The 25,419-nt window shown below is 46.9% G+C and carries 20 protein-coding genes; 3 read left to right on the top strand and 17 right to left on the bottom strand.

Annotated elements, in window-relative coordinates:
* Window positions 1–22: 22 nt before the first annotated feature.
* The 3 genes from pepT to HMPREF9708_RS07635 are packed head-to-tail and all read right to left on the bottom strand — an operon-like array spanning window position 23 to window position 2,801.
* Window positions 23–1,255: a peptidase T gene (gene pepT, locus HMPREF9708_RS07625; protein ID WP_006309725.1), complete on the bottom strand. Its 1,233-nt coding sequence runs from the start codon at window positions 1,253–1,255 to the stop codon at window positions 23–25.
* Between the two features lie 15 nt (window positions 1,256–1,270).
* The gene (locus tag HMPREF9708_RS07630) at window positions 1,271–2,080 is read right to left on the bottom strand and encodes a Nif3-like dinuclear metal center hexameric protein (protein ID WP_006309726.1); all 810 of its coding nucleotides are present in this window, start codon (window positions 2,078–2,080) and stop codon (window positions 1,271–1,273) included.
* Window positions 2,073–2,801 (bottom strand): tRNA (adenine(22)-N(1))-methyltransferase, encoded by a 729-nt coding sequence (locus HMPREF9708_RS07635; protein ID WP_006309727.1) that lies wholly within the window; start codon window positions 2,799–2,801, stop codon window positions 2,073–2,075. The genes HMPREF9708_RS07630 and HMPREF9708_RS07635 overlap by 8 nt, the downstream gene beginning before the upstream one ends.
* Window positions 2,802–3,084: 283 nt before the next feature.
* On the opposite strand from HMPREF9708_RS07635, the gene HMPREF9708_RS07640 reads away from it, so the two are divergent.
* The gene (locus tag HMPREF9708_RS07640; RefSeq protein WP_006309728.1) at window positions 3,085–4,515 is read left to right on the top strand and encodes a rhodanese-like domain-containing protein; all 1,431 of its coding nucleotides are present in this window, start codon (window positions 3,085–3,087) and stop codon (window positions 4,513–4,515) included.
* Window positions 4,516–4,656: 141 nt separating this feature from the next.
* Here HMPREF9708_RS07640 and HMPREF9708_RS07645 read toward each other — a convergent pair whose 3' ends face one another.
* From HMPREF9708_RS07645 to HMPREF9708_RS07680, 8 genes are all read right to left on the bottom strand, one after another.
* The gene (locus HMPREF9708_RS07645) at window positions 4,657–5,544 is read right to left on the bottom strand and encodes a DUF6544 family protein (RefSeq protein WP_006309729.1); all 888 of its coding nucleotides are present in this window, start codon (window positions 5,542–5,544) and stop codon (window positions 4,657–4,659) included.
* Window positions 5,545–5,886: 342 nt separating this feature from the next.
* Window positions 5,887–7,788 carry a purple acid phosphatase family protein gene (locus HMPREF9708_RS07650; RefSeq protein WP_006309730.1) on the bottom strand — a complete coding sequence of 634 codons (1,902 nt, stop codon included), beginning with the start codon at window positions 7,786–7,788 and terminating at the stop codon, window positions 5,887–5,889.
* A gap of 883 nt (window positions 7,789–8,671) precedes the next feature.
* Window positions 8,672–9,553 carry a C39 family peptidase gene (locus HMPREF9708_RS07955; protein ID WP_006309731.1) on the bottom strand — a complete coding sequence of 294 codons (882 nt, stop codon included), beginning with the start codon at window positions 9,551–9,553 and terminating at the stop codon, window positions 8,672–8,674.
* Window positions 9,554–9,671: 118 nt separating this feature from the next.
* A complete protein-coding gene (locus tag HMPREF9708_RS07660) occupies window positions 9,672–10,541 on the bottom strand; it encodes a metal ABC transporter permease (RefSeq protein WP_006309732.1) in 870 nt (289 codons plus the stop codon).
* The gene (locus tag HMPREF9708_RS07665) at window positions 10,529–11,443 is read right to left on the bottom strand and encodes a metal ABC transporter permease (protein WP_156798795.1); all 915 of its coding nucleotides are present in this window, start codon (window positions 11,441–11,443) and stop codon (window positions 10,529–10,531) included. Before HMPREF9708_RS07665 ends, HMPREF9708_RS07660 begins: the two co-directional genes overlap by 13 nt.
* Window positions 11,407–12,147 (bottom strand): metal ABC transporter ATP-binding protein, encoded by a 741-nt coding sequence (locus HMPREF9708_RS07670; protein ID WP_006309734.1) that lies wholly within the window; start codon window positions 12,145–12,147, stop codon window positions 11,407–11,409. The genes HMPREF9708_RS07665 and HMPREF9708_RS07670 overlap by 37 nt, the downstream gene beginning before the upstream one ends.
* Window positions 12,148–12,212: 65 nt before the next feature.
* The gene (locus HMPREF9708_RS07675) at window positions 12,213–13,133 is read right to left on the bottom strand and encodes a metal ABC transporter solute-binding protein, Zn/Mn family (protein ID WP_006309735.1); all 921 of its coding nucleotides are present in this window, start codon (window positions 13,131–13,133) and stop codon (window positions 12,213–12,215) included.
* A gap of 191 nt (window positions 13,134–13,324) precedes the next feature.
* The gene (locus HMPREF9708_RS07680; RefSeq protein WP_006309736.1) at window positions 13,325–14,080 is read right to left on the bottom strand and encodes an SDR family NAD(P)-dependent oxidoreductase; all 756 of its coding nucleotides are present in this window, start codon (window positions 14,078–14,080) and stop codon (window positions 13,325–13,327) included.
* Window positions 14,081–15,186: 1,106 nt separating this feature from the next.
* Here HMPREF9708_RS07680 and HMPREF9708_RS07685 point away from each other — a divergent pair.
* Window positions 15,187–16,149: an asparaginase gene (locus tag HMPREF9708_RS07685; protein ID WP_006309737.1), complete on the top strand. Its 963-nt coding sequence runs from the start codon at window positions 15,187–15,189 to the stop codon at window positions 16,147–16,149.
* A 93-nt stretch (window positions 16,150–16,242) separates the two neighbouring features.
* On the opposite strand, the gene HMPREF9708_RS07690 is transcribed toward HMPREF9708_RS07685, so the two are convergent.
* Entirely contained in the window at window positions 16,243–16,536 is a 294-nt protein-coding gene (locus tag HMPREF9708_RS07690; RefSeq protein ID WP_006309738.1) for a GNAT family N-acetyltransferase, read from the bottom strand.
* A gap of 375 nt (window positions 16,537–16,911) precedes the next feature.
* On the opposite strand from HMPREF9708_RS07690, the gene HMPREF9708_RS07695 reads away from it, so the two are divergent.
* A complete protein-coding gene (locus tag HMPREF9708_RS07695; protein ID WP_006309739.1) occupies window positions 16,912–17,694 on the top strand; it encodes a threonine/serine exporter family protein in 783 nt (260 codons plus the stop codon).
* Between the two features lie 261 nt (window positions 17,695–17,955).
* On the opposite strand, the gene HMPREF9708_RS07700 is transcribed toward HMPREF9708_RS07695, so the two are convergent.
* The 5 genes from HMPREF9708_RS07700 to dnaG all read right to left on the bottom strand — a co-directional run bounded on the left by HMPREF9708_RS07700 (window position 17,956) and on the right by dnaG (window position 25,299).
* Window positions 17,956–18,690: a TraX family protein gene (locus tag HMPREF9708_RS07700; protein ID WP_006309740.1), complete on the bottom strand. Its 735-nt coding sequence runs from the start codon at window positions 18,688–18,690 to the stop codon at window positions 17,956–17,958.
* 185 nt (window positions 18,691–18,875) lie between these two features.
* The gene (locus HMPREF9708_RS07705; protein ID WP_006309741.1) at window positions 18,876–19,520 is read right to left on the bottom strand and encodes a DUF937 domain-containing protein; all 645 of its coding nucleotides are present in this window, start codon (window positions 19,518–19,520) and stop codon (window positions 18,876–18,878) included.
* A gap of 142 nt (window positions 19,521–19,662) precedes the next feature.
* Complete coding sequence (locus HMPREF9708_RS07710) at window positions 19,663–20,877, bottom strand: TM2 domain-containing protein (protein WP_006309742.1); 1,215 nt, start codon at window positions 20,875–20,877, stop codon at window positions 19,663–19,665.
* Window positions 20,878–22,320: 1,443 nt separating this feature from the next.
* Complete coding sequence (gene rpoD, locus HMPREF9708_RS07720) at window positions 22,321–23,460, bottom strand: RNA polymerase sigma factor RpoD (protein WP_006309743.1); 1,140 nt, start codon at window positions 23,458–23,460, stop codon at window positions 22,321–22,323.
* 12 nt (window positions 23,461–23,472) lie between these two features.
* Window positions 23,473–25,299, bottom strand: a complete 1,827-nt coding sequence (gene dnaG / locus HMPREF9708_RS07725) for a DNA primase (protein ID WP_006309744.1) — start codon at window positions 25,297–25,299, stop codon at window positions 23,473–23,475.
* Between the last annotated feature and the right edge of the window lie 120 nt (window positions 25,300–25,419).

Below are 25,419 nucleotides of genomic sequence, written 5' to 3' on the forward strand. Positions count from 1 at the left end.
GAAGTCAGTCAAAACCAACACATTATTGGCCGTTCAAAGCCACAATCTTGATGATCACTTCAATAGCCTTGACCATGGATTCAACCGCTACGAATTCGAAGCGGCCGTGCATGTTCTCACCACCGGCAAAGATATTGGGTGTGGGGATCCCCATGAAGGAGATCTTGGACCCATCTGTTCCCCCACGGATTGGCTGGATGTCCGCTTGGATACCCACCGCTTCAAAGGCCTTCTTAGCCAAGTCGATCGGACGCATGTCTTGGGAGATCACCTCGGCCATATTATAATATTGGTCCTTGAGTGACAAGGAAATCGGGTCATAAGCGTATTCCTGGTTAATCTCAGCCACTAAGTCCTTAACCTTCTGGTTGCGGTCTTGGAAGCCATCACGGTCAAAGTCGCGAATAATCAGTTGCACAATGGCTTCATCGACCGTACCAGACGTATAGAGGACATGGTAAAACCCTTCACGCCCTTCGGTATATTCCGGCGCTTCCTTGGCCGGTAAGGCTTGGATAAATTGGTTGGCAATCATAATGGCATTAACCATCTTGCCCTTGGCCGTTCCTGGGTGGATGTTCTTGCCCTTGATGGTTAGAATGGCCTGGCTAGCATTAAAGGATTCATATTCCAATTCACCGACAGGACCACCATCCATGGTATAGGCAAAGTCGGCCGCAAAGCCCTTGGCATCAAAATGGTCGGCCCCACGGCCAATCTCTTCATCCGGACCAAAGGCCACCCGGACCTTACCATGCTTGATCTCAGGATGTTGGATCAAGTATTCCATAGCGGTCACAATCTCAGCAATCCCCGACTTATCGTCTGCCCCTAACAAGGTCGTCCCATCCGTTGTAATCAGGGTCTGTCCCTTGTATTTCAAGAGGTTGGGGAAGTCTTGGGTGGCCATGGTGACACTCTCACTCAAGCGCAGGTCGCCGCCATCGTAGTTGGCATGCACTTGGGGTTGGATGTTGATCGAATTGAAGTCGGCGGTGTCGACATGGGCAATAAAGCCAATGGTTGGCAGGTCTTCCCCTTCCGGACAGTTAGCAGGTAGGGTGGCAGTCACGAAGGCATTCTCCTTAGACAAGACCACATCCTCCATACCAATCGCCTTCAGCTCATCCACCAAGAGGTTCAAGAGATCAAACTGGATCTTAGTCGAAGGAATCGAATGACTCTTCTCGTCCGACCGGGTATTAATCTTGGCATACTTGATAAAACGTTGTTGTACCACATCAAAAAATTCCATAATGCGCCTCTTTCCTTATTTATGAATATATTCAAAGGGGTCGCTGGTCACTTGACTGGCAACCACCTCAATGTTCCACCCCTTTATGATAGAACATTGTTGTAATTTTTCAACTAAAAAGTCCACAAAATGATGCTCAATATGATGGCCTGCATCGACCGTCATCCAGTCCTGGTCATAGAAGGCATGACCCTGGTGGTAGGTGATGTCTCCTGTGATGAAGGCATCGACCTCTGCCTGGGCCACGTCCGCTAGAAAGTCCGATCCTGAACCGCCAATCACGGCCACTCGTTGATAAAACTCCTTGGGTGTCTGCTCGATCAGCTTGACTTGGTCGACCTGAAGGGTCGTCATCAGATGGTCTAAAAAGTCCTGGCGGTTAAGCGCTTGCGGCAACCGCCCCACCCGACCGAGAGAAGGCACGTCGTCGGCCGAACCTGTCAAGTCCGTGACTTCTTCCAATTGTAAGACCTGGGCTAAGACATCATTCATGCCGTCACGGGCCCGGTCATAATTAGTATGGATGGCGTAAACCTTCAGCCCCGCTTGAATCACATCGTGATAGAGCTTGATCTGAGGGTCGCTCAAGTCAAAGCGGTCAATGCCGTGAAAGATCGGCGGATGGTGGACAATCAGAGTATCACACTGGCGGTCAATCGCTTCTTGCAGGACTTGGGGTCTTAAGTCAAGGGCCACCATGATCCGGTCAACCTGCCCTTGCGGATCACCAAAGTGAAGACCAACCTTGTCCCATTCTTCTGCGTATTCTTGGGGGTACCAGGCGTCCAGTTGCATGATTAAATCTTTAAAGGGTCTTTCAGTCATTTTGGAGAACCTCCTCTATCCATTCAATTTCTTGGCGAAGTTGCTTTTGTTTTGCTTGGTCTTTATTTGAGAGCGTTTCTTTATTTAGGCCTTGCATCTGGTCGAGAACTTTCTGTCGGTGGTCTTGTTCATTGAACCAGTAGCGCTTAAAGATTGGGCCCTGCTTCATCAATTGATATGGGCCAAAGAGCAGCTGGCGGTCATCCAGCAAGGTCACTTGGTCTTGGCGCATTGCTTGGAGGATCTGGTAGATTTGCCCCTTCTCCTCCACTAGGGCTTCATCGATCAACTGGTAATTCATGCCTTGCAGGTAGCGGCGCAGTTGGGGGACTTGGTTATTGGCTTGGAGGACCAGGTGGTCGGGTAAGACTTTTCTGGCATGCCCTCCCTCTAAGATATTGATAATCAGGCTACCGCCCATGCCACAGATGGTGGCTAGGTTGATCTGGTCTTCAACTTGAACCACTTCAAAGCCGTCCCCTAGCCGAGCTTGGATCTTGTCTTGAAGTTGGTAGGAATCAATCGTAGCCTGGGCCGACTGGAAGGGACCCTGGGCCACTTCACCCGCAATCGCCCATTCGATCTGGTCCTGGAGCGCCAAGTAAGCAGGCAAGTAAGCATGGTCACTGCCGATATCAGCCAGGCGGATGGGAGCCAGGGAAGTTTGGGTGATCATTTGAGCGACTTGGTCTAAGCGCTTGGATAATCGCTCAGCCTTCATAAGTCACCTTCTTTCTAGAGCTTGATAGGATGGATCCAGCCAACTCCCCCTAGTGATTCCAAAGGAAAGCCGCGGATCATTGCCTTATAGTATACCTTAAATGGTGGCATCCATAAAGGGATAAGGGGCATATAGGTTTACAATTTAAAGGTTTGATTGAAACTGAATCATACCCTCAGACATTTCCATTTATATTTCCCCTCCTTCTATCAGATATCCTCATTGGACTGCTTAAGTGTAACCATGATACGCTTGCCCTATCAGTATGAAAGGAAGTGGATGAATGAAGAGATGTAGTCGTGTGGCTTGGATGGCTGTTCTAGCCCTATTGTTGGTAGCATTCCTGCCTGGGACCGTTCAAGCGACAGATCACGAGGTGACCGTGGCTCAATTGAAGGACCTGCGGGGTCAAGAGAATGTAGCCATTCTGGACCTTAGACAGGAGTCAGAGTATATCGGTTGGGCCGTGAATTCTACTGAAGGGGGCCATATTGAAGGAGCTTATGATTTCCCAGCGGATTGGTTAGAAATGCTTGAATCGGATGGCCGGATCTTAACAGAATTGAAGCGGAAAGAGATTGAACCAGGTATGGACTTGGTCTTGTATGATACCGATGAAGTAGATGAAGCAGTGGCTGCCAAGTTCGAAGCATTAGGCTTCAAGGTATCGACCCTTCAAGGGGGTATCAACCAATGGATTGCTGAAGCGGATGAGGCATTAAGCAAGATGGACCAATACCAGATGCTAGTCTATCCAGAGTGGGTTTATAACCTCTCTCAAGGGAATGAACCTGAGACAGCTGATGGTAAGGACTTCAAGATTATCGAGATTAGCTTTGGTGACTTGGAAGCAGAATATGAGAAGGGGCATATTCCAGGGGCACTCCATGTCGATAACACTACCATCGAAGTCCCTGGGCCACAAGATCCTGAAGAATTCGAAGATAAGACCTTGGAAGAGAAGGCGTCTTACTTCCGTCGTCCTTCTGATGAAGCGATTGCGCAAATGTTGAAAGACCTTGGAATTAAGAAGGACACTCTGGTGGTCATCTATGGTCCCTTTCCTTATGCCAGCACTCGGTTAGCCATGATTATGAAGTATGCGGGAGTGGAAGATGTCCGCGTCTTAAATGGTGGAACCAAGCGGTATCTAGCAGATGATCTCCCCTTAGAAGAAGGAATAGTTGAAGCCCAAGCGATAAAGAAGTTAGACTTTGAAGTACCAGCAAATCCCAACTATATTATCGACCTGGAAGAAGAGAAAGCCCTAGTCGATGATCCTGATGCGGTGATTGCTTCAGTGAGAAGCTGGCAAGAATACATTGGCGAGGAAGCGGGAATTATGGGTGAAGCAGGTGACATTCCCAATGCTTGCTTTGCCTATGCAGGATCTAGTCCTTTCACCTTCGAAGATTTCCGCAATGTGGATGAGACCCTTTTCAATTACTCCCTGGTTGAAGAACGTTGGGCGAAATGGGGCATCACCCCTGACAAGAAGGTCTCTATGCACTGTGCAACAGGCTGGCGGGCTTCTGAGACCCAATTCTATGCCCTTGCCATGGGTTGGCCTAATGTATACCTCTATGATGGTAGCTGGTATGAATGGAGCCTCTACGAAGAGTTAGACCGCAAAGAGAAAGGCGTCCCCCAAGATGCCCCTGAAATTCCAGACTTCTTCTACCATCCTGAACCCGAAGACGACCAAGCCAACTAATCGTATGTCGATCCCTAAAGTCTTCTGGGACTTGCCGGCATGGTGCAAGGACATATCAAACCGGTAATACAGTGGTTAAACCTGCAAAAAATCAAAATAAAGAAAAGCCAACCCCACCCGGGTTGGCTTTCTTCAATTCCGTTAGTCGTCGATCTGGTCATAGGAGAACTTGGCGTCTTGCCCATCAAAGTAGACAAGGTCGCCGTCCGGATAGTTCCAAATGGCTTGGAGCGTGGTGGGGTGCTTAATCCCTTGGGCATTGACTTGGTAGTTGCCACAACGTGCAGTCCAAGGCATGGGGGTATAGTGGCCATCACTTTCAGCCAGGCTCCTAGACTGGGTGGTAAAGGCAACCATCTCGTAAGCCTGGTTAAAGGTATAAATCCCGCTAGCGGTCTGGCCTTGGTAGTGAATCCTTGCTTCCACTTCATAGTCCGAAATCTCGCGCCATTCAATCAGACCATTGAGAAGACTGGATGGGATAAAGAGGGCTTCTGCTAGATAAGTAGCCAGGCAGGCCTGGTCCATCTCTGGTCCCGTCTGGTTAAAGATTGTGAAGGCCTTGGCCACCACTCCCTTCATTTGCCCCCTGCCGGCTCGATAGCCATCATAGCCTTCAAAGGGAATGCCAAATAGCGAGGATTGAATCAGAGCCACACGGACGGGTTCTTGACCGAAGTTATATTGGGTGTAATTGATCTTGAGAGGCTTGCCCTCCCGACCTTGGGCAAAAGCAACATCCTTGAAGGCCATTTTCACCTGGCCATACTTCGGTTTGCCGAGATAGCCACAGCCTTCAAGGTATTTTTGAATGGCTAAGGGAAGGTCCGCAAAGTCTTCTTTGGTGAAGTGTTCCCTCCGGTGGTCATCCAGGCTGGCTTGAGCTTGGATACCTTGTGCGTCTTGTACAGCTGCTAAATCTTTTTGAAAGGCTTTGCGTGTGGGAGAGTAAGGAATCGCCAAGTATAAAATGACAGCCCCCAAAACAACCAGCAAAAGCCCAATGAAAATTCCCATTTTTTGCCTCATTTCTATTGTCTCCTTCAAATAAGACCAGCCAGTCACCACTGCTCGGCCAAAGGGTCTAGGTTGAAGACAGATTTAAGCCCGTTTCTATCGGATGCCCGCTGCTCTATCCGATCGCCGATCGAACAGAGGCGCGTCCTAACCTGCTTAGTCCCTTCCCTTTGCCAAAGAATTAGGTATGGACCCAAAGGTTACCTGCCCGTGGCCCTTCAAGCGGCACCCTTGATCTTCCAACCGGTCGGTCCAAACACCTGGACCGGATAAGTCAATTATACATGATTTAACAGTAAAAGAGATCCCTATAATAAAAAAGCCACCCTAAAAAGGATGGCAAAAGTTATCGAACTATTTGTTGATAATGTAGGTGTGAAGGAGTTGCGTCTCACGGTTGTCCAAGTCTTCACCGACAACTTCGAACAGTTTGAAAGTCAGGGACTCTTCGGTTACATCCACGACAAAATAGTTCTGGATATTCGCTTCACGCGCATTGGAGTGACCAGAGGTATAGAAAGGTGACCGGAAAGGTTGGTCTTCTAAGAGAAGAAGCTGGCGGAAGGATTGAATATCGTCTTCAGTTACTTCATAGTCGAAGAGGTCTTCAAAGGTCTCATCAATATCCTCTTCTTCCATTAACCATTCAAATGTTTGGTTCTTATAGATGGCATCATAGGTCTTAGTTCCAGCTGTTGAAGGCACGAAGAAGACGGTTCCCGCACGATCCTTGAATTCTGTGGTATCCCCATCGGTGGTTCCTTCTTCTGCCACTTTTGCCTTGGCAAAGGTATCCGAGTCATAGACCAAGGATTGAGTGACGCTTAAGTTATGGTCATGACCATTTAAGACCACATCGACATCGTATTCATCAAGGGTCTTCATTAATTCATCACGGCTTAATTGAACATTCTCATCTTCCAGTGGGTGGTAAGAAGAAGAATAAAGGGGCCGGTGGTAGTTGACAATGATCCAGTCGATCTCTCCTGCTTCTTTGGCTTGTTGGGCTTCTTCTAATTGGTCTTTGAACCAAGCCATTTGGTTGTCCGCAATCATAGGCGCCACGTCTTCGTCGGATTCATTCGCTTGTTCAGTGTTCAAGGTAATGAATTGCACACCATTGTACCGAGTCGCATAAGCGGCACCAGAGGTCATCTCTTCCAAGGCTTGTGGCGTGTTCAAGTGGTCGAGGAAGTTGTCGTTGTCATGGTTACCGGTAACAAATAAATGAGGCATCGCTTCGACTAAGGGCGCAAGAGCATCCAGGGTTAAGTTCCACTCAGTATCGTTCCAGTCATCATTGACCACATCGCCTGAATGAACCGCAAAGAGCGCGTCTTTGGCGTCCTCATTGGCTAACATGGATTCGACCACACTGCGAGAATAATCTGCTTCTGAACGTTGATTCTCAGAAGAGAAGGCATTTTGAGTATCAGCATAGTGGATGAAGGTAAAGTCTTCCTTGTCGGCAGCCGCAGTGGTGAACTGACCTTCTGCTGACAATTCGCCTTCCTTATTGCCGACCACATAGTGATAAGTGGTTGCTGGTTCAAGGTCGGTCGCTTCAGCCTTGTATGCTGTCTCAGTAAATTCTGGATAAGGTAAGATTAAAGAATATTCGTCAAAGCCCTTATCTAACCACAAGAGATTGTCAGCTGTGAAGGCTTCGTCCGTATAATAACCCAAGACTTTATCCGGATTATTGATCGGATACCCAGGATCATCATCATCGGTATATGGTTCATCTTCTTCCTCATCCCACATGATGGCGAAGATATGGTGGCCATCTTCCGTTTCTTGTGAGTAGATGGCATCCTTAATTTCCACTAATTCAGGGGTGAATTCAACCGCGTCCTCTAAGCTCTCTCCCTCTTTCCAGACATAGAGCCGGGCAGCATCATCGGGGTCAGTAGTATGCCATTGGAAGAGCATTGAAGTCGAAGGATCTTCACTCAAGTTGGTTGAGATCCGGTTAGGCGTATTATTGACAGGCGCTTCTCCAGTTCCAGGATTCTCAGTCAGGATTTCCGCCTTCTCGCCTCCAATTGTGATCGAAACTAGCTTGCCTTCGTCATCAAATTCAAGTCCGTCATTTTCCGAAAGGGCATCTTCCGTTAAGTTAGGATCTTGCGCCTTCTCTTCATTCTGGGAGTATGTCTCCTCAATGACCGATTGGGCATAGATTGGTAGAACAGCAGTTGGCAATAGGGTCGTAACAGCGACTGTGGTTAAGAGCATCTTCTTTAATGATACCATCCTCATTCTCCTTTTCATTTTCATTGGCAACCAGTACCTCCCTCAGCCTACCATCTGCTTGTAAAGATTGTGTAAATTTAGAGTAAAGGATTGTAAAGAATTACGATCTTGTCAGGTTAATATTTTTATGAGAGCTTATCAGTCGTCGTGTTCTTGGTCTGGCTGGATCAATCCTGACAAAGCCTCTATCTTATTCCCACCCCCTTGTCTTTTTTAGTTTGATTGAATGAAATGAAGGGGGTTCCAAGATAAAAAACACCCTGTCCCAGGCTTTCAACTGGTAGGACCTAAGACAATCCACGTAGCGTGCGAGGCTTTAGCGGTTTACCGCTTAGGCATCGCCTAGTGGATTGAGTCCGGAAAACCGTCAGGTTTAGAGGACGGTCTCCAACCAGTGAAAGAATGGGAACATGGGTGTTAATTATTATACTTTTATCTCTCATTCATTAATACAGAAAGTAGGGTATTTTGACTATTCCTTTATATTTTTTAGTGCTGATAACCGATCGTGTTCATCGCCACCTATATAAATTAAGTAACGACCTCAATATTGTCGCTCTCCCTTCTCCTTTTTACTTTCAATTGGAGAAATAAAGAGTTTCGAAACTCAATAAAAAACACCCTGTCCCAGACTTTCAACTGGTAGGAACTAAGACAATCCACGTAGCGTGCGAGGCTTTAGCGGTTTACCGCTTAGGCATCGCCTAGTGGATTGAGTCCGAAAAACCGCATGGTTTGGAGGACGGTCTCCTAACAGTGAAAGAATGGGAACATGGGTGTTCTTTATCATCCTTTTTTTATTATGTTTCATGCAAGCCTATATCTTTCCACTTGCCTTTTCTTTTTCCAATCAGGTCAGCCTTTATCTTTCCACTTGCCTTTTTTATTCCATTACTCCAATCGCCCACACCGCTTCGACCTGATGCGCCAACTCCTCAAACGTCCACTTCCGCTTAGACAATTTCACGTTAAAAGGATCGAGAATCTTAAAGGCCCCATCCTGCTGGGCATAAACGACAATGAAATGTCCTTGACTGGTAAAATCCCCCGGCCCAACAGCTAAGACTATTACCTGACCCGCTCCTAAAGCATCCACCCAAGCGTCCTGGTCCAGGCCAATCCCGCGCGAGGACAAGCCCAGGTTGACAGCCCCTTGGTCAAAGAGGGCCCAAGCGGTGCCTGCGCCATTAACCGCGTAGCCTTGTTGAGTGGCATAATCTGCCAGACGGTTGGGCGGAAAGTCTAAACGACCTGTTAAGCCATGATAGACCATGGCCAGAGCGGTTGGCCCACAGCCCGTCTGTCCCATCTGCCCTCCTGCATAAGGGTGAAAACCCCAAGCTTCATCCCATTGAACCAGATGGGGAATACTGGTATCGGATTGACGATGCGGGAGGATTTCCAACTGATCTGGGTTTAAGTCTTCTCCCATTTGCTGGTGGCGGCGGACAAAATAATCGACGACCCCTGGTTCCCTCTTAGCTTGTTGGCGTTCATCATCCGTATAAGCGGCCAAATCTCGGTAGAACCAAGCCCGAGCTAAGTAGGACGGCCCCTCTAAGGGATCATACTGATCGGGTAAGGCCTCAATCGCTTGAAAATGCGGAACGGTAGCAGCTAAGAAGCCATTGACAATACCATCATATCGGAAGAACCAATAACACAGAATGGGAATCAGTAAGAATGCTAACAAGATCCGCTTGGGCCCAAGCAAGGAATAGGATTTTGGCTTTGAAGTGGTGGGGATTTTCTTAGGTCGGCGCATGGAAATTTCCTTTCTGGTGGGCTTTTTGAAGGACCAATCCTTCCTGCCCCTGTCAACCCAAGTATAGCACAAGCCAGTGAAATTTTAGATAGGACTTAAGTTTGAAGTCATAAAGTTATCATTCATTATTCCTTTTCTTGACTAGCTGTCTTGCCTGCCATTGCTTCACTAGATAAATGAGACAAAAGGTGACGCCACCGATGAAGGCCGTCATACCAGCTAAGGAAACATTCCAATAGACACCTAAGAAATAACCGAGACAGGAATTAAAGATCGCAATCCCACTCGCCAGTAAAAGCATTTGCTTGAGTTTTTTGACGACCAAATAAGCACTTGCCCCTGGAGCGATGAGGAAGGAGATCACCAAGATCGCCCCTACGACATCAAAGGATGCTACCGTCGTGACAGCCGTCAGGGTCATTAACCCATAGAACAGAAAAGGCGATAGAAAGCCTGCCAATTGAGACCAGGTAGAATCAAAACTGGATACTTTTAATTCTTTAAAAAAGACCATCATGAATACACTATTAACAAGGAAACAACCGCCCATATCCAAATAGGCCCGTGGTAATGAATGGCCGAAAACCGTGATCCGATTTAAAGGAGACAAGACCACCTGGCCCAGAAGGACCGCATCCATATCTAAGTGGATATCACGACCATAGATGGAAATCAAGACAATTGCCAAAGCGAAGAATAAAGGATAAACCAAGCCAATCGCCTGTTGGTGGTGCAGAGCGTGACGCTGGCCTAACTGTTCAACCACCAAGACCACGATCAGCCCCATGATACTAGCACCCGTCTTCAACCAAAAACCGTCTAGTTGACCGACCCATAAATAAGCCAGGACCACCCCTAAGAGAATGGAATGGGACAGTGCGTCTGCCAACATGGCATCCCCTCTTAAGATCAGAAAACAGCCAATCCCAGAACAAGCCAGACCTGTTAGAATCAGGATAATCAAAGACTCAACCATCATGCTTCCCATTCGACCACCTCCTTAGACTGCCGGTTGGCTCCTTTGACAATAGGAGCCAGGATCAAAGAAGCCAAGGCAAATAGACACATGATTATGATGATACAAGGTCCAGTTGCCAGACCATTGGCTAAGCCCGATAGGTAAGTTCCGATAACAGCGGACACCCCACCGATCGCGCCACTTAAGGCCAAAGTGTGGTGTAACTTACGACACCACTGTAAGGCCGCAATAGGCGGCACCACTAAGAAGGCTGCCATCAAGATGGCTCCAACTAGCTTTAAACCGACCGCAATTAATAAGAGGGATAAAAACCGAATGATCAAGGAAACCAGCCGGTTGGGAAAGCCAATTAAACGACTGAAGGTTGGATCAAATAAATGAGCCTTGACCAATCGAAAAGTCAGACACACCACGATCAAACTGAAGATGGCCACGAATAAAAGCAACTTCACATCTTTTTCCATCAAATAAGCCGCCTGACCAAAGATATAGGTTGAAAGACCAGCTTGTGAGACCTCTTGATACTTTAGATTACCGGCAATATAGCTCTTTAAAACCAGTCCCAAACCAAAAAAAGTCGATAAAGCAACCGCTAAGAGCGGGTCCAGGGCCAGCTTGGTTTGACGGTTGAAGTAATCAATCCACCGATCTGCCAAATAGCCGGCAACAAAGGCTCCAAGACTGAGGATCAATGGGTCGCGGGTCTTAAAAATCATGAAAAAAAGAATGACACCAGGAAAGGTTGCGTGACCTACCGCATCCCCAATCAAAGCCTGACCCTTCAAAACATTGAAAGTTCCGACCACCCCTCCAGCACTGGCTAAAAGAAAGGTAGCAGAAGCTACAATTAAGAAGGAATAGAAGTTCAAAGACATCACTCTTGCCACCCCCCGTCTGGCACTAACTGACATTTGGTCAAATTGTCTAAGGTTAATACCTGGTCAATCGGTCCAGCAGCGATAACCCTTTGATTAATCAGCACCAAATAATCAAAGTAGGCTTTCAAGGTATTCAGGTCATGATGAATGACCACACTGGTAATCCCCTTAGCTTGTAAATCAGAGAGAAAGTCGATGATCAACCCTTCAGTCTTCTTATCGACTCCCGCTAAGGGTTCGTCCATCAGATAGAGTTGACTCTCCTGGGCAATGGCTCTGGCAATAAAGACCCGCTGCCGCTGGCCCCCCGACAACTGACTAATTTGTCGGTCTTGATAGTCACTGAGTCCAATCGTTTCAAGGGCTTGTTGGCAGATGGCTTCGTCCTGGGAATTAGGGCGTTTAATCCAGCCTAAATAAGGATACCGTCCCATCATGACCACTTCTTTGACTGTGATGGGGAAGTCCCAATCGATCATGGCCTGTTGGGGAAGATAGGCAATTTGCCGCTGGACATGTTCGAGCGGTTGGTTCAAGAAACGAATTTGGCCTGATTGACGCGGAATTAAACCTAGACTGGCCTTGAATAATGTCGACTTTCCTGCACCATTCGGTCCAACAATTGCCACCCGGCTGCCTTGGGGAAGGGTTAAATAAAGGTCCTTCAATACCCAATCCTCATGGTAACGGACACTTAAATCACTGATTTCGAGAGCTGTCTTAATTGACTTGTTCATATCGGTCACTTCCTTCATTGTTCGAAAATCGTTAAGACTCGACAAATCGTCGAGTCTTACGATACTTATTTAAGATTGTCATAGATCAGGTCGGCATTGTGGCGGAACATGTCTAAGAAGGTGTCGCCCTTCTTGCCTGGGCTGGCTAGAGAGTCTGAGAAGAGTTCTTGGTCTTCACCAGACACCACTTGAACATCGAAGCCTTGAGTCTTACATGCTTCTTGTAATTTAGCCATCCGTTCAGGGTCCGTCGTTGATTCCGCAAAGATCGCCTTGATCTTATGATCTACAATAAATTGAACGGTGTCTTGAATGTCTTTATTTGACACTTCAGAATCGGTAGAGACACCCTGAGGCGCCTTCACAGGAATATCATACCGTCTAGAGAAATAATTAAAGGCATCATGTGGGGTAATTAAATACCGGCCCTCTTCCGGAATCGCTTGGATTTTTTCTTTGACTTCGTGGTCTAATTGGTCCAATTCCTTGAGGTAGGCTTGTAGGTTGGCATCAATGGTATCTGCGGAATCCGGTAAGACTTCTTTTAAGGCTTGACTCGCTTCCTCGCAGGCTTTTTTATAGAGAGGAATGTCGAACCAGAAATGGGGATCCACTACGGATGCTCCGTCTTCATCCATCTGTCCAATTTCTTGGTCAGTAAAGGATTGACTAACCGCATGTCCAATTGGTTCTAAAAGGTCAATCATCCTCCCTTCAAAGTGAAGGCCGTGGTAGAGTACCAAGTCGGCTTGGGTTAATTTTTCTAGGTCCTTGGGTTTAGTCGTATAACGGTGAGGATCTTCGCCCGCTGGGATAATGAGATCGACCTCTACCAAATCACCGGCTAATACTTTAACCATGTCTTGTAAGAAGGTAGTCGTGACGGTAACTTTCGGCTTGGCTTCAGCGGCATGAACCCAATTGCTTCCACCAAAGAGCCCTAATGCGACAACAAATACAACGAATTTTTTTAGGATGTTTTTCATCTTGTTTCCTCCTTTTTAGGTTGTCCTAAAATTTAATTTCTAAGTGTATTATACACCCTTATTTTTCTTTGTAAAGTATTTATTCAAAAAAATTTAGGTTAAGCTAATAAATGTCCCACAAAAAAACTCCCAGTTCCTACTGGGAGTCGGATGGCAGCTAATCCTCATTTTAAACCGAAAGGCCGTCTTTCTTAATAGAGGTCTGGTAATTGGGGGTTGAGGAGCTGGAATTCGAAGGTCTGCATATTGACCCGCCCCACTGTCTTGTCCGAATGGATCAATTCGATGATAAAGCCTGCCATCTCCTCAGCTGTGTGGTAGCGGTCATAGATTTCATCATGATTGACACTTTCCTTTAAGCCACGCGCCACTTGGGTAAATTCAGTCGCAGTCGCCGCTGGTGCAATGACCTTGGCTCTTAGGGCATGGCCCTTGCTTTGTAGGTAGTGGTCCAAGCCTTCTGTAAAGGCCGATACAAAGAATTTAGTAGCCGAATAGAAAGGCGACCCCTCGCTTAAGGCATAGCCTACTACCGAAGAGACGTTGACCAATTGGGCCCCTGCCACATCCTTGTAGTCACTGGCATACCGGTTGGACAGTAAAGCTAGAGCGGTATCATTGACTGCGATCATGGCTTGTAATTCTTGCGAGGAAAGGTCTAAAAGATCCTTTGAGACCGAGAAGCCAGCATTATTAATCCAGTATTGGATGGAATAGTCCCTTAAACGATCATAGAAGGCATCAAGTTGGTCGGTCTGGCCCAGATCAAAGACTTGGATGACCACATCGATCTGGTAATGGGCTTCTAACTCTTCTTTGAGGGCTTGAAGCCGGTCTTGGCGACGGGCAACCAGGATTAGCGAATACTTCTGTTTGGCGAATTGGTGAGCCAGGGCAAGACCGATTCCGGCACTAGCACCCGTGATTAGAACATAGTTGGTTTTCATAAGTTAACTCCTTTGTGATGAATTATCGATCTTTTATTTGAATTCCATTATATCATTCTATGACCTTGATGAGAAATAATGGGTTTATTGGATGGTTCTGTCATACGATTCTTGAAAGGGGCAAAGACAACCCTAGAATTATTGGAAAAGCGGTGCTTTTTTAAACTTAATTCTTAATATGAACGAATAAAGATAAGTCTCTTTTTGTTTAGCCACCATTAAAATTGAACTTTACCCATTATCTTTGCAGGTAAGGATGAAGTTAGGAACCTAAAATGGTTAAAAATGATCGAATAAGGATCTAACAATTATATTGGCAGTGGTTTATTCATCTTTTCTTTTTTGGTAACTGGAAGAATTTACAAGTCTTAAATAAGAAGACAGATAATCAGTCAATAAAAGGCAGGTTTCACTGCTTAATTATAAGAATGAGGACGATCCACGCAGCTTGCAATGCCTTACGGTTTACCGTCTAGGCATTGCCTAGTGGATCGGGCCCGGAAATGCGAAAGATTTGAAGGACGGTCCCCTATGATTAAGTAGAGGAACCTGCCTGCTAGTTTTATTTATCCATTTTGATATTCTTCAAAGATTTTATTTTACCTTAAACTCTTTACTAGCATGGAGACAGCAAGCAAAAGAATAAAAATGTTCCTTATTTTTGTTGATGATTGAACAAGATCAGTTTGAATTAGCTAGCCAGATCATTTATTTACCTTGATCATTTGACCTTTTGATGACCTTAAAATAAAAATAAAGCAGACAGAACTAAGCCTTAATCAAAGGAAGCTGGACGGAACCACGTAGCGTGCAATGCCTTACGGTTTACCGTCTAGGCATTGCCTAGTGGTCCGAGTCTGGAAAAGCGATGCTTTGGAGGACGGTCCCCTTTGATTAAGGCTTAATTCTGTCTCCATTTTTATTTATCCTAATAGAATCATTCTAAAGAACATAAATCTTTCATCGATAAATTACGAACTGGATTTCATTCAAATTTAATAGGTTCAACCCATTCGGTCAAAATAAGAATGGCCTTATTTACCGCTTGTTACCTCTGAATGTAAGCGTTATACTAGGGAAGACAAGCCAATATAAGGAGGATTACCATGAAGAAAGTACTCTTAATTAATACAGGTGGAACGATTGCCATGTCCGAAGACCAAGAGACCGGCAAGGTCTCTCCCAGCCAACACAACCCCCTCTTAACCCAAAGCAGCTTCTTCAATACCCTAGCGGATTTGGAAGTGGTGGACCTCTTCAACCTGCCCTCCCCCCATATGACCAGCCAGGAAATGTTGAAGCTCAGCCAGTATATTCAAGACCATGCGGCCGGCTTCGATGGGATTGTGATTACCCATGGGACCGATACCCTGGAGGAGACGGCCTACTTCCTAGACTTGACCTTGAAGATTGATCAACCCGTGGTCCTCACGGGTGCCATGCGGTCCTCCAATGAAATCGGCTCGGATGGACTAGCTAACCTGCGTTCTGCCATCCTGGTCGCAAGAGCTGAGGCTTCAGCCCAACGGGGGGTCCTAGTCGTCATGAATGAAGAGATCCATACCGCGACTTATGTCACCAAAACCCATACGACCAATGTTGCCACCTTCCAGACACCGACCTTTGGACCAGTTGGTCTAGTGGCTAAGAGCCAAGTTATCTACTTCCACCAATTAATGCGCCGGGACTATTACCCTGTTACCGAGATGACCCAGCGGGTGGCCCTCTTGAAGACTTATGCCGGCATGGAAGGCGACCTAATTGAAGCCGTCGGCCAGAATGGCTACCAAGGACTGGTGATTGAAGGACTTGGGGCAGGCAACTTACCCCCTGCCACCCTACCTGCTTTAGACCAATTAATCGTCCAAGGGCTGCCTGTGGTCATGGTTTCCAGGGCCTTTAACGGCGTCATTGAAGACATTTATGACTATACCGGTGGGGGCAAGCAACTCCGTCAGATGGGGGTTATCTTTGCCCAAGGTCTCTCCGGGGTCAAGGCCCGCATCAAGCTCATGGTGGTCTTAAATACGACTGAACCAGTTGCGATTGACCAAGCCTTCCGCTTATAAGGAATCTTAGAAAAATTACCCAATCAAAAAAACCCGCACAGCGGGTCCAAGGGTATTGGATCGGCATCCAACCAAGTTAAAGAGACCTAGTGGTTAGTCGGATGGCGCTTGTTCTGCATAAATATCTTGGTAACGATCACGGTCCTCTTGCAGTTTGTGGCTGACATATTCACAGGTTGATACAATCTTGCGGCCTTCCTCTCGGGCCTTAGCCACCATGGCATCAAACAGGTCCTGGGCATAGCCGTGGCCACGGTAGTCAGGATTGGTAAAGGTATGGGTCACCCAGACCTGGTCTTCCTTGGAGACTTCATAGACCATTTGGGCCAGGGTCTCCCCCTGGTCGTTCACCAGGGCCAAACGGCGCGTATCGTCGATAATTTTCATAGCTTGCTCCTTTGCGGTGTATAAAGCGGTTTCATTTTTTATATTATAGCCCTTCCCTACATAAAAAGCGAGCCATTGGCCTATGGTTTTAATGTTTTTTTAATCTAAATGTCATTCAGGTAAAAAAAACGATTTCCCCAAGACTGAAGACTAGCCTAGAGAGAGGATAGTCTCATAGTCGACCGCCGTACGGACCTAATCACATTGAACCGCCCTCCAAGCTAAGCTTTGAAGAGCGGTCTTTAATATAAAGCATTAGGTCTGGCCGAGTCTTTTACCTTCATGATCAGGGTCGAACTTGTATTTTGCTTGGTCGGTCTTTATACTAAAAGAATAAGTCACAACCTACCAGCAAAAGGATAAAGGAGGGAAACCATGCAGAAGGCCGACTATAAGAAACTCATGAAGCTAGCCTCCCTGGCTGGCAAGATTCTCTTAGAATCCAATGCGGAAGAATACCGGGTGGAAGACACCACCTACCGCCTGCTCGCCTCTAGTGGCCTAGATAGCCCGGCCTCCTATTCCAATACGACAGGCCTCTTCCTCTCCTTGACGGATACCAGCCAGACCGACTGGCACTTCTCCAATATGGTTCGCATCACCCACCGGGCTTCCAATATCCAAGCCATTGCCTCGGTTAATGAAGTCTCCCGCCTCTATCTAGCTGGCCAATTGACCCTTGATCAGGCCTATGACCAACTGAAGGCCATCCCCAAGGACCGCTACCAAGGGACTGTCTCCTTCACCAATATCCTCCTGACGGTGGCGGTGGCCCTCCTATTTGGGGCCAACTTCATGGACCTGGGCCTCTTGTTGGTGATCGGCTTGGCCATTGCCTACCTGGACCAGGTCAAGCAGCGGGTCTACTTCACCCCCTTCTCCTATCCCCTCTTAGTCATGACCCTGGCCACCAGCCTGGTTTTGACCCTGGATGGTCTCTTCCCCTATTACTTCCACCATAACTTAGTCTTGGCTGCCATCCTGATCCCCTTCTATCCCGGGACTTCTATCACCAATGCCATGCGGGACTTCTTGCGCGGTGACAACCTGGCCGGCATTACCAAGGCCTTGGATGCCTTAATGGTGGTCTTAGCCATTGCGATCGGAATCAGCATCGGCATTCTGATTACCCGGACGGGCTTTAACCTCTTCGCCTAACCCCTCCTGACATTAAAAAACCAGGACCTTTCAATCGTCTTGCCGAAGACTTTAAGTAAAAACAACCCATCCAGTCATCAAAGTAAAAACACCCAATTCTTGGTTACAGAGCTAGGCCCTCTAGGTAAGACATTGGGTGTTTTTTTTCTGTTTTTATGAGGTTAATTTTGGGTCAAATGAAAGGGACTTGTTGCTGTCAGTTCTTCAGGCTGGATCCCAGCTTTAACAAGACCCCATCGGACCAGCTCGGCCTCGCCTAGGCTAAGGATAGAGTAAGTAGTAAGCGATCGCCAACAAGGCCAAGTGGATGGGATAGATCCAATAATGAAAGGCTTGATTGAGTCGACCCCGCTGGCCATTGTACCAATAGACCATGGGAGCAGCCAGGAAGACGGTCGGCATGGAAAGTTCAAATAAGAAGCCAACCACGACCCCCAAGGCCGAATAGAGCCGGTTAGGATGGCAGAGATAGATAATCCCCGCTGCCAGGATCCCATACCAACCATAATCCAAGTAGGCCCATTCAGCCAGGATAGCTAGTAAGGCAATGGCCGAGACTTGCAGGATAAAATAGTCTTGCCACCGGTCCAAGAGGATAAAGAGGACTAAGGCCAAGAAGAGTTCAAAGAAGATATTCTGGTGGCTGAGGTCCCACCAAGTGTGGTTGAAGGCCAGGTCAAAAGGAATTTCCGAAACGAGAGCCAGGGCCCCCAACCGCATCAGATACCGCTTGAGATTGTGGGTATGATGATAGCCTTCCACTAATAAGAACAAGTAAATGGGAAAGGCTAGCCGACCAATCGACCGCATGATGGTGTAGACCATAATCCAATCAATACCAGGTGGCAGCCGCGGATCCTGGTTGTAGATCATGGTCAAGAGGAGCGAGGCTGCCACATGGTCAATAATCATGGTTGTCAAAGCAATCCGCTTCAAATTGGCAGCCGTCCAAAAACTTCTAAAAGGGGTGAGGGTTGGACTTAAGGGTTGATTCATCCATTTACTCCTTGGTCTGACAAACAAATGGGACTATCGGGTTTAAAAAAGCCTAAATGTCATCAGACATTTAGGTCAAATTGGGCAAGCTTACCGAATAGCCGGTAAAATCCTGCCCTTGATCAGATCGTCAGCCCTCCTAGATTCCTCCAAATGGATTCGGGGGCTGGCCTGATCCGCTAGGATTATTTGAAAATATTCTTTAAGATATTTCCCAATAGGCCGCCTTGGGAGTTCTTATGATTAGCTTGATTTTGAGGGTTAGACCCTTGATTCAAGCCCTCCAAGAGGGAATCCAACGGACCACCATGACCTAGAGATTCTTGACCATGTTGACGCAGAGAATCATTCATCCGATCAATTGTAGACTGGGTTTCTCTTTGGACGCCCTCGCGGTCTAGGTTTTGATTAGATTTGCGTTCAGCAAGATACTTTAAGATCAAGGGGGCAATCACCACTAAGGCCCGCTTAACTGCTGCTGGCGTTAAGCCCAAGGTATTGGCTATTCGTTCAATCAGGGTATCCTTGTCCTGGAAGACATGGCCTAAGATCTTGTCGCCGTCTTCAGTATCGACTTGTCGGGTCAATTCATCAAAGGACTGGTAGTTGTTTACATCCTCGTGTTGCTTCAAGGCATTGTTGAAGGATTCTAGGCCTTCTTGCGATTGGTTGTTGCGGTTAATCTGTGAAAGGATCAAAGGCAAGCCCATAGTAGCAATCTTGCCAAAGTCAGCGCGATCAAGGCCGGCCTTGTCTGCTAAGTTACCGGTCGCTTCTTGGTTATCATTCAGTAATAAATCAAGTGGGTTGAATTGGTCAAATAATCCCATGATGTCATCTCCTTTTGTTTAATATGATAAGTATAGTTTAATTAAGATCTTTATAGAGGTCAATTATCTTGCCTTAGGGCCCAGGTTCAACCAGCTTGCACTTGGCTTGGGCCCCTTTCTTTTGTCTTGATAGACCCGATAATTACTCGTGAGTCCGGTAATAGGTCAACACTTCCTCAGACAGGTCACTTGGTAACAAGGACTGGATGATGGCTTCATCTTGGAGACCGGATAATTCCTTGAGGTTCATGTATTGTTTTAACAACATATTCTCGCTCATTCCCGCCAAGGTCTGGAGAATCAGCTTCATAGGGCCTGTCACCTTATTGTCCAGGTAGAAATCCATTAAGTAGGCATAAGCGGAATCCTGCTGTAAATCAGGTTGTTTGGCTAACTGACGGCCGATGATGTTGATCATTTCCTTGAAATGGGTTAGGATCTCGATCCGGGTCGTCTCTTTATTCCAAAGCGGAGTCACTGGTTCATCAATAGCCTTGAGAGCTGCCTCATGGGTTGGGTATAATTTCAATTCTTTATCGACCCTGTGGCGCAATAAGGGGTCCCGGTATTCACCAGTCGCTTGACTCGACTCATGCTGGCTTGCATCGGCCTCATGGACTGGACCTGTTGGTTGACTCGACTCATGCTGGCTTGGACCGGCCTCATGGGCTGGTCCTGCTGGTTGACTCGCTACTACGGGATCAAATGCGGGTTCGGTCTCACCTGATAGAACCCCCGCTTCATCGATCGGGGTTGTTGCTTGGTAAAGACTTTGTCGGTCAGCTGGCTGGTCGGACTCTGGTCGACTCATAGCCTCCCTTTGGTCCCTATCAGTCCCTTGTGAAGTCAATGGCTCTTGCGTTCTCCTATCATTCCTTACATAAGTCCGATCAGAAGCCTGGGAAGGATTATGAGGGCGGTCATAGTCTGCGTCTTGGTCGCCTTGGTCAGGGTAATAAGGACTTTCCACCACATCAATGTAGTCCTCAAAGCCATAGTCCCAGTCCTCTTCATCCTCTTCGATAGCTGCAGATTGCCAACCAGTTTCTTCACTGGCTAAGGCTTCCCCTGCCCGGTCTTTGGCATTGGTCATAGACATGACAAAATAAATTAAGGATTGTAGAACAAAGAATAAGAACCAGAAGAAGAGATAATACCAATCCTTGTTAAAGGCTAAATAGACAAAGCCTCCCGTTACCAGTAGGATCAGGAAGAATTTGCGGTCGTGTCGCATGTACAAACGGTGGTAGCCCAGTACGCCCGTCAGCAGGCACAAGATTCCAGCAAAGAATGGGCTCTTATCCTGTTCCCAGAATTCCTCGGCTGGAATGTAGAAGAAGTTCAGTAGCTTACGCATGATCATTGCTCCTTTATCAATCGTTAGTCTAAGCTATTATACCAATAAAGGCTTGTTAAATCTATGACCAGAACCCATCTCGCTTAATAATTCTGTCAAATGTCAGTGATCGATAAAAGGATAAAATATTTATCTAAGGTTAATAAGCATGAAAAAATAAAAAGAGAGAGAATCGTCAATAAGGCAGGTCCATCTACTTAATCATAGGGGACCGGTCTTCAAGGCTTTGATTTTTCAAGTTAGCCTACTAGGATTAAGGGAGACAAAAAATAAATAATTAAAAGGCATGATTACCGTCAATAAGGCAGGTCCACTGCTTAATCATAGGGGACCGCCCTTCAAAGCTTTCGCTTTTCCGGGCTCGATCCACTAGGCAATGCCTAAACGGTAAACCGTAAGGCATTTCACGCTACGTGGATCGTCCTTCTTTCTATGATTAAGCAGTAAGACCTGCCTTTTATTGACTGATTATCTTTTTTATATTCATGACTTGTAAATTCATCCAGTTGCCGAAATAATAAAAATAAAGACTGCCAATATAATTGCTAGATCTTTATTTGGTCAAATTTAACCATTTTAGGTTACTAATATAATCCTTCCATTCAAAGATAATGGGTAAAGTGTAATTTTTAATGGTGACTAATAGATGTTCACATCAAGAATGAAATTAAAAATAAAGGGGTACATCAATAACGGATTTTTCCCTAAAAAGAAGCAATAGGACCCTGCTTATCAATCGTAGTTAGTCTTAAGATGTATTCACGATTATCAACTATGACTGACAATAAAAAAAATACACTAGTGATTCTAGTATTCAATAAATCTTCTGCGTTTATTATGAATAAATAGGTAGGCTATCCTTCCCGTGTTTGACAATTCAGCTATCCTATTAACCTCTATAAACGAAGTTTTCTTTAATATTTGCTTGGCTTCTTTTAAAGTTGATTTTACTCCTTCTTTTTTAAATCAAAGGACAGGTTTGCTAGGGAAATTGTTAATAAAGATCTTACTACTTTATTGGCAATATCCTATCAAATCAGTTCTTATTTTGCTTACTGAATTATATTTAAAAATCCTAAATAAATCAAGGCAAAACCTCCGTCAATAAAAGACAGGTTCCATGCTTAATCATAGGAAGGAGGACGATCCACGCAGCTTGCAATGCCTTACGGTTTACCGTTTAGGCATTGCCTAGTGGATCGAGCCCGTAAAAGCGCAAGCTTTGAAGGGTGGTCCCCTATGATAAGCATTGAAACCTGTCTTATTGACGGTATCTTTCTATTTAATACTTTTATTCTTTATCTTCTCTTAATTCTAGTAAACCAGCCAGAAGACCGAGAGCTTTGAAGGGCGGTCCCCTATGATAAGCATTAAAACCTGTCTTATTGACGGTTATCTTATCTTTTATATTAGTTTTTAATCATTTAATTCGAGCAGGATAGCCTAGTCCAAGAAATCCTTCAACTGCTTAGACCGGCTAGGATGGCGGAGCTTGCGGAGGGCCTTGGCTTCAATCTGCCGGATCCGCTCACGAGTCACACCGAAGACCTTGCCGACTTGTTCCAGGGTCCGAATATTGCCATCATCTAGGCCAAAGCGCAAGCGCAGAACATTCTCTTCCCGGTCCGTTAAGGTGTCTAAAACATCTTCTAACTGCTCGCGCAAGAGGGCTGAAGCGGTAAAGTCTTCGGGACTCAAAGCCCCATCATCCTCAATAAAGTCACCCAGGTGGGAATCATCCTCTTCACCAATCGGTGTCTCAAGAGAGACCGGCTCTTGGGCAATCTTCAAAATGTCGCGGACCTTCTCGGTTGGCAGGTCCATTTCCGCACCAATCTCTTCAGGAGTGGGTTCGCGCCCTAGGTCTTGCAGGAGTTGACGTTGAACACGGACTAACTTGTTAATGGTCTCAACCATGTGGACCGGAATCCGGATGGTACGAGCTTGGTCAGCAATCGCCCGGGTGATGGCTTGGCGAATCCACCAAGTGGCATAGGTCGAGAACTTGAAGCCCTTGGTGTGGTCAAACTTCTCAACGGCCTTCATCAAGCCCATGTTCCCTTCTTGGATAAGGTCTAAGAAGGACATACCGCGGCCGACATACCGTTTGGCAATCGAGACCACCAAGCGTAAGTTGGCTTCAGCCAACTCTTGCTTAGCCAATTCATCCCCTTCCAGGATGCGTTTGGCCAGTTCAATCTCTTCATCGGCTGTCAGGAGGTCGACCCGACCGATTTCCTTGAGGTACATGCGGACTGGATCGGCTACCTTAATCTTAGAAGCCGCTGCCCGCTGGGAGGCAGTCATGGTCTCTTCAGCCTGTGCTGCTTCCGCCCGGACCATCTGTTGCTTGGTCGGTCCCCCATCGTCGCCGACAACCGCAATTCCCTTGTCTTCAATGGTTTGGATCAACTGATCGATACCGTCCGCATCCAGACTATAGGGGGCTGCAATCTGTTTGGTTAATTCATCATAATGAATACTGCCAGCCGCCTTCTTCTCGATTAATAACTGGTCCACCGCCTCTTCCAAGGACAGTTTGATTTCATTTTTTTCTTCTTGTTGCTTCTTCTCTTCTGCCATTCGATCGACCTCCTATTTTTTGACCTTGAGCTGGCGTTCCAAGTTCATTATCCGCTGGATCAAGTCTTGGACCTGATCCTGGTTCTGCTGGGCCATCTCCTTCTTTAATCGTTCCTTGAGTTCCTTAATTTCCTGTTCACTAAAGGCCTGGCGGATCATCTGCTGACAATCTTGCATTATCTGCACATCATAGGCCATGGGTTGATAATCCCACATGACAGTTGTTAAGACTTGATTGACTTGTGTATCGGCTATATTACCGACAATTCCTGTCAAAGGCAAGGCATGCCCTTGATAATAATAATCAGCTAACTGGCTAAAAGCTGCCTGGCTAAACTCATGATAGAGCACGGGTAGTTCCTGTAAGGACTGAATATACTGCCAGGCATCGGCTTGAAACATCAACTGCCCCAACCATAATTTCTCGCTCTGATAGGCCTTGTGTGACCGGATCGGTAAGCCCGTTACCTGGGCAGGAGAAGGAGCGACCACTGGTTGGTCTGACCGGGCAGGCATCCGGCTGGGGGCTTGATCACTCAAGCGGACCAGCCGTTCCTTTAAAAGAGCTTCCTCCAGGTCAAATTCCTTGGCTAATTCAGCTAAATAGAGCTGGTTTTCAATGGGAGACCCCTTCTGATTCAGTAAAAGCAGGAGTTGGTCAATATATTCAGACTTCTGCTTGGGATCTTCCAACCGGTATTGGGACTTGAGATAGTCCTTCTTAAAGTTAAAAAGTGTCTGGGCCTGGTCCAGTAACTGGCGAAAACTCGCTGCCCCCTTGGTCCGTAACCATTCATCTGGGTCCTTCTGCTGAGGGACTGCAATCGACTTAAACTGGGTTCTTGGAAACTGGCGGGCTAAATCAAAGGCCCGGTTACTAGCTTCACGCCCTGGTTCATCCCCATCAAAGACCCAGACAACCTCCCCTGCCAACTTGGTCAAATAGGCCAAGTGGGCTTGGGTGAGACTGGTCCCCATAGTGGCCACAACATTCTCAAAGCCAGCTTGGTAAAGAGCGATCACATCCATATAACCTTCACAGACCAATGCCTGGTTGGTCTTGCGGATGGCAGACCGGGCCAGGTCTAAATTATAAAGCAAGCCTCCCTTATGAAAGATGGCTGTTTCGGGCGAATTGACATACTTACCAGACCGCTGGTCATTGGACTTGAAGATCCGACCCGAGAAGGCGATCACCTTGCCTGACTGCGACTTGAGGGGGAAGATAATCCGCCCCCGAAAGCGGTCGACCAGCTGGGAAGAGCCTTCACTCTGGTAAAAGATCCCCGACCGAATCAAGTCTTCCTGGGAGAAGTCTTCGCCTTCCAGATAAGCCAAGACCAAGTTTGACTGGTCGGGCGCATAGCCCAAGCCGAAGGTATCAGTGGTCTCGGCTTGAACCTGCCGGTCCAGCAGGTAATCCAAGGCTTCCTGACCATTCGTTGTCCCCGTTAAATAATAATGGTAAAATTCCGCCACCTTTTGGTGGATTTGGTAGAGGACACGGTCCTGGTGGGCTAATTCCTGGTCGGCCCCAGAGCTAGGAAGGTTGGGCAAGGCATAATCCGCAAATTCTGCCACCTTCATCACGGCTTCTGGAAAGGACACCTGGTCAATCTCTTGGATAAAGCCGAAGACATTGCCGCCCCGACCGCAGGAGAAGCACTTATAGATCTGTTTTTGGCTGTGAATTGAGAAGGAAGGATTGCGGTCTTCGTGAAAAGGACAAGAAGCCACATAATTCTGGCCCCGCTTGGTCAATTGCACATATTGGCCAACGACCTCTTCAATCCTTACCTGTTGGCGCAAGTCATCAATGACTTCATTGGGAATCTTCATACCCATCTCTCCTATTCTCACCATCTCATCTGACCCGCTTGGTTAGGGGCTGCCATTAAGAATCTATTCGAATTCCGACCAAGCCCACACCGGCCTCGCCGCCCTATCAAGCGAGGCCTT

It is taken from the genome of Facklamia languida CCUG 37842 (genome assembly GCF_000245795.1).
Taxonomy (GTDB): domain Bacteria; phylum Bacillota; class Bacilli; order Lactobacillales; family Aerococcaceae; genus Facklamia; species Facklamia languida.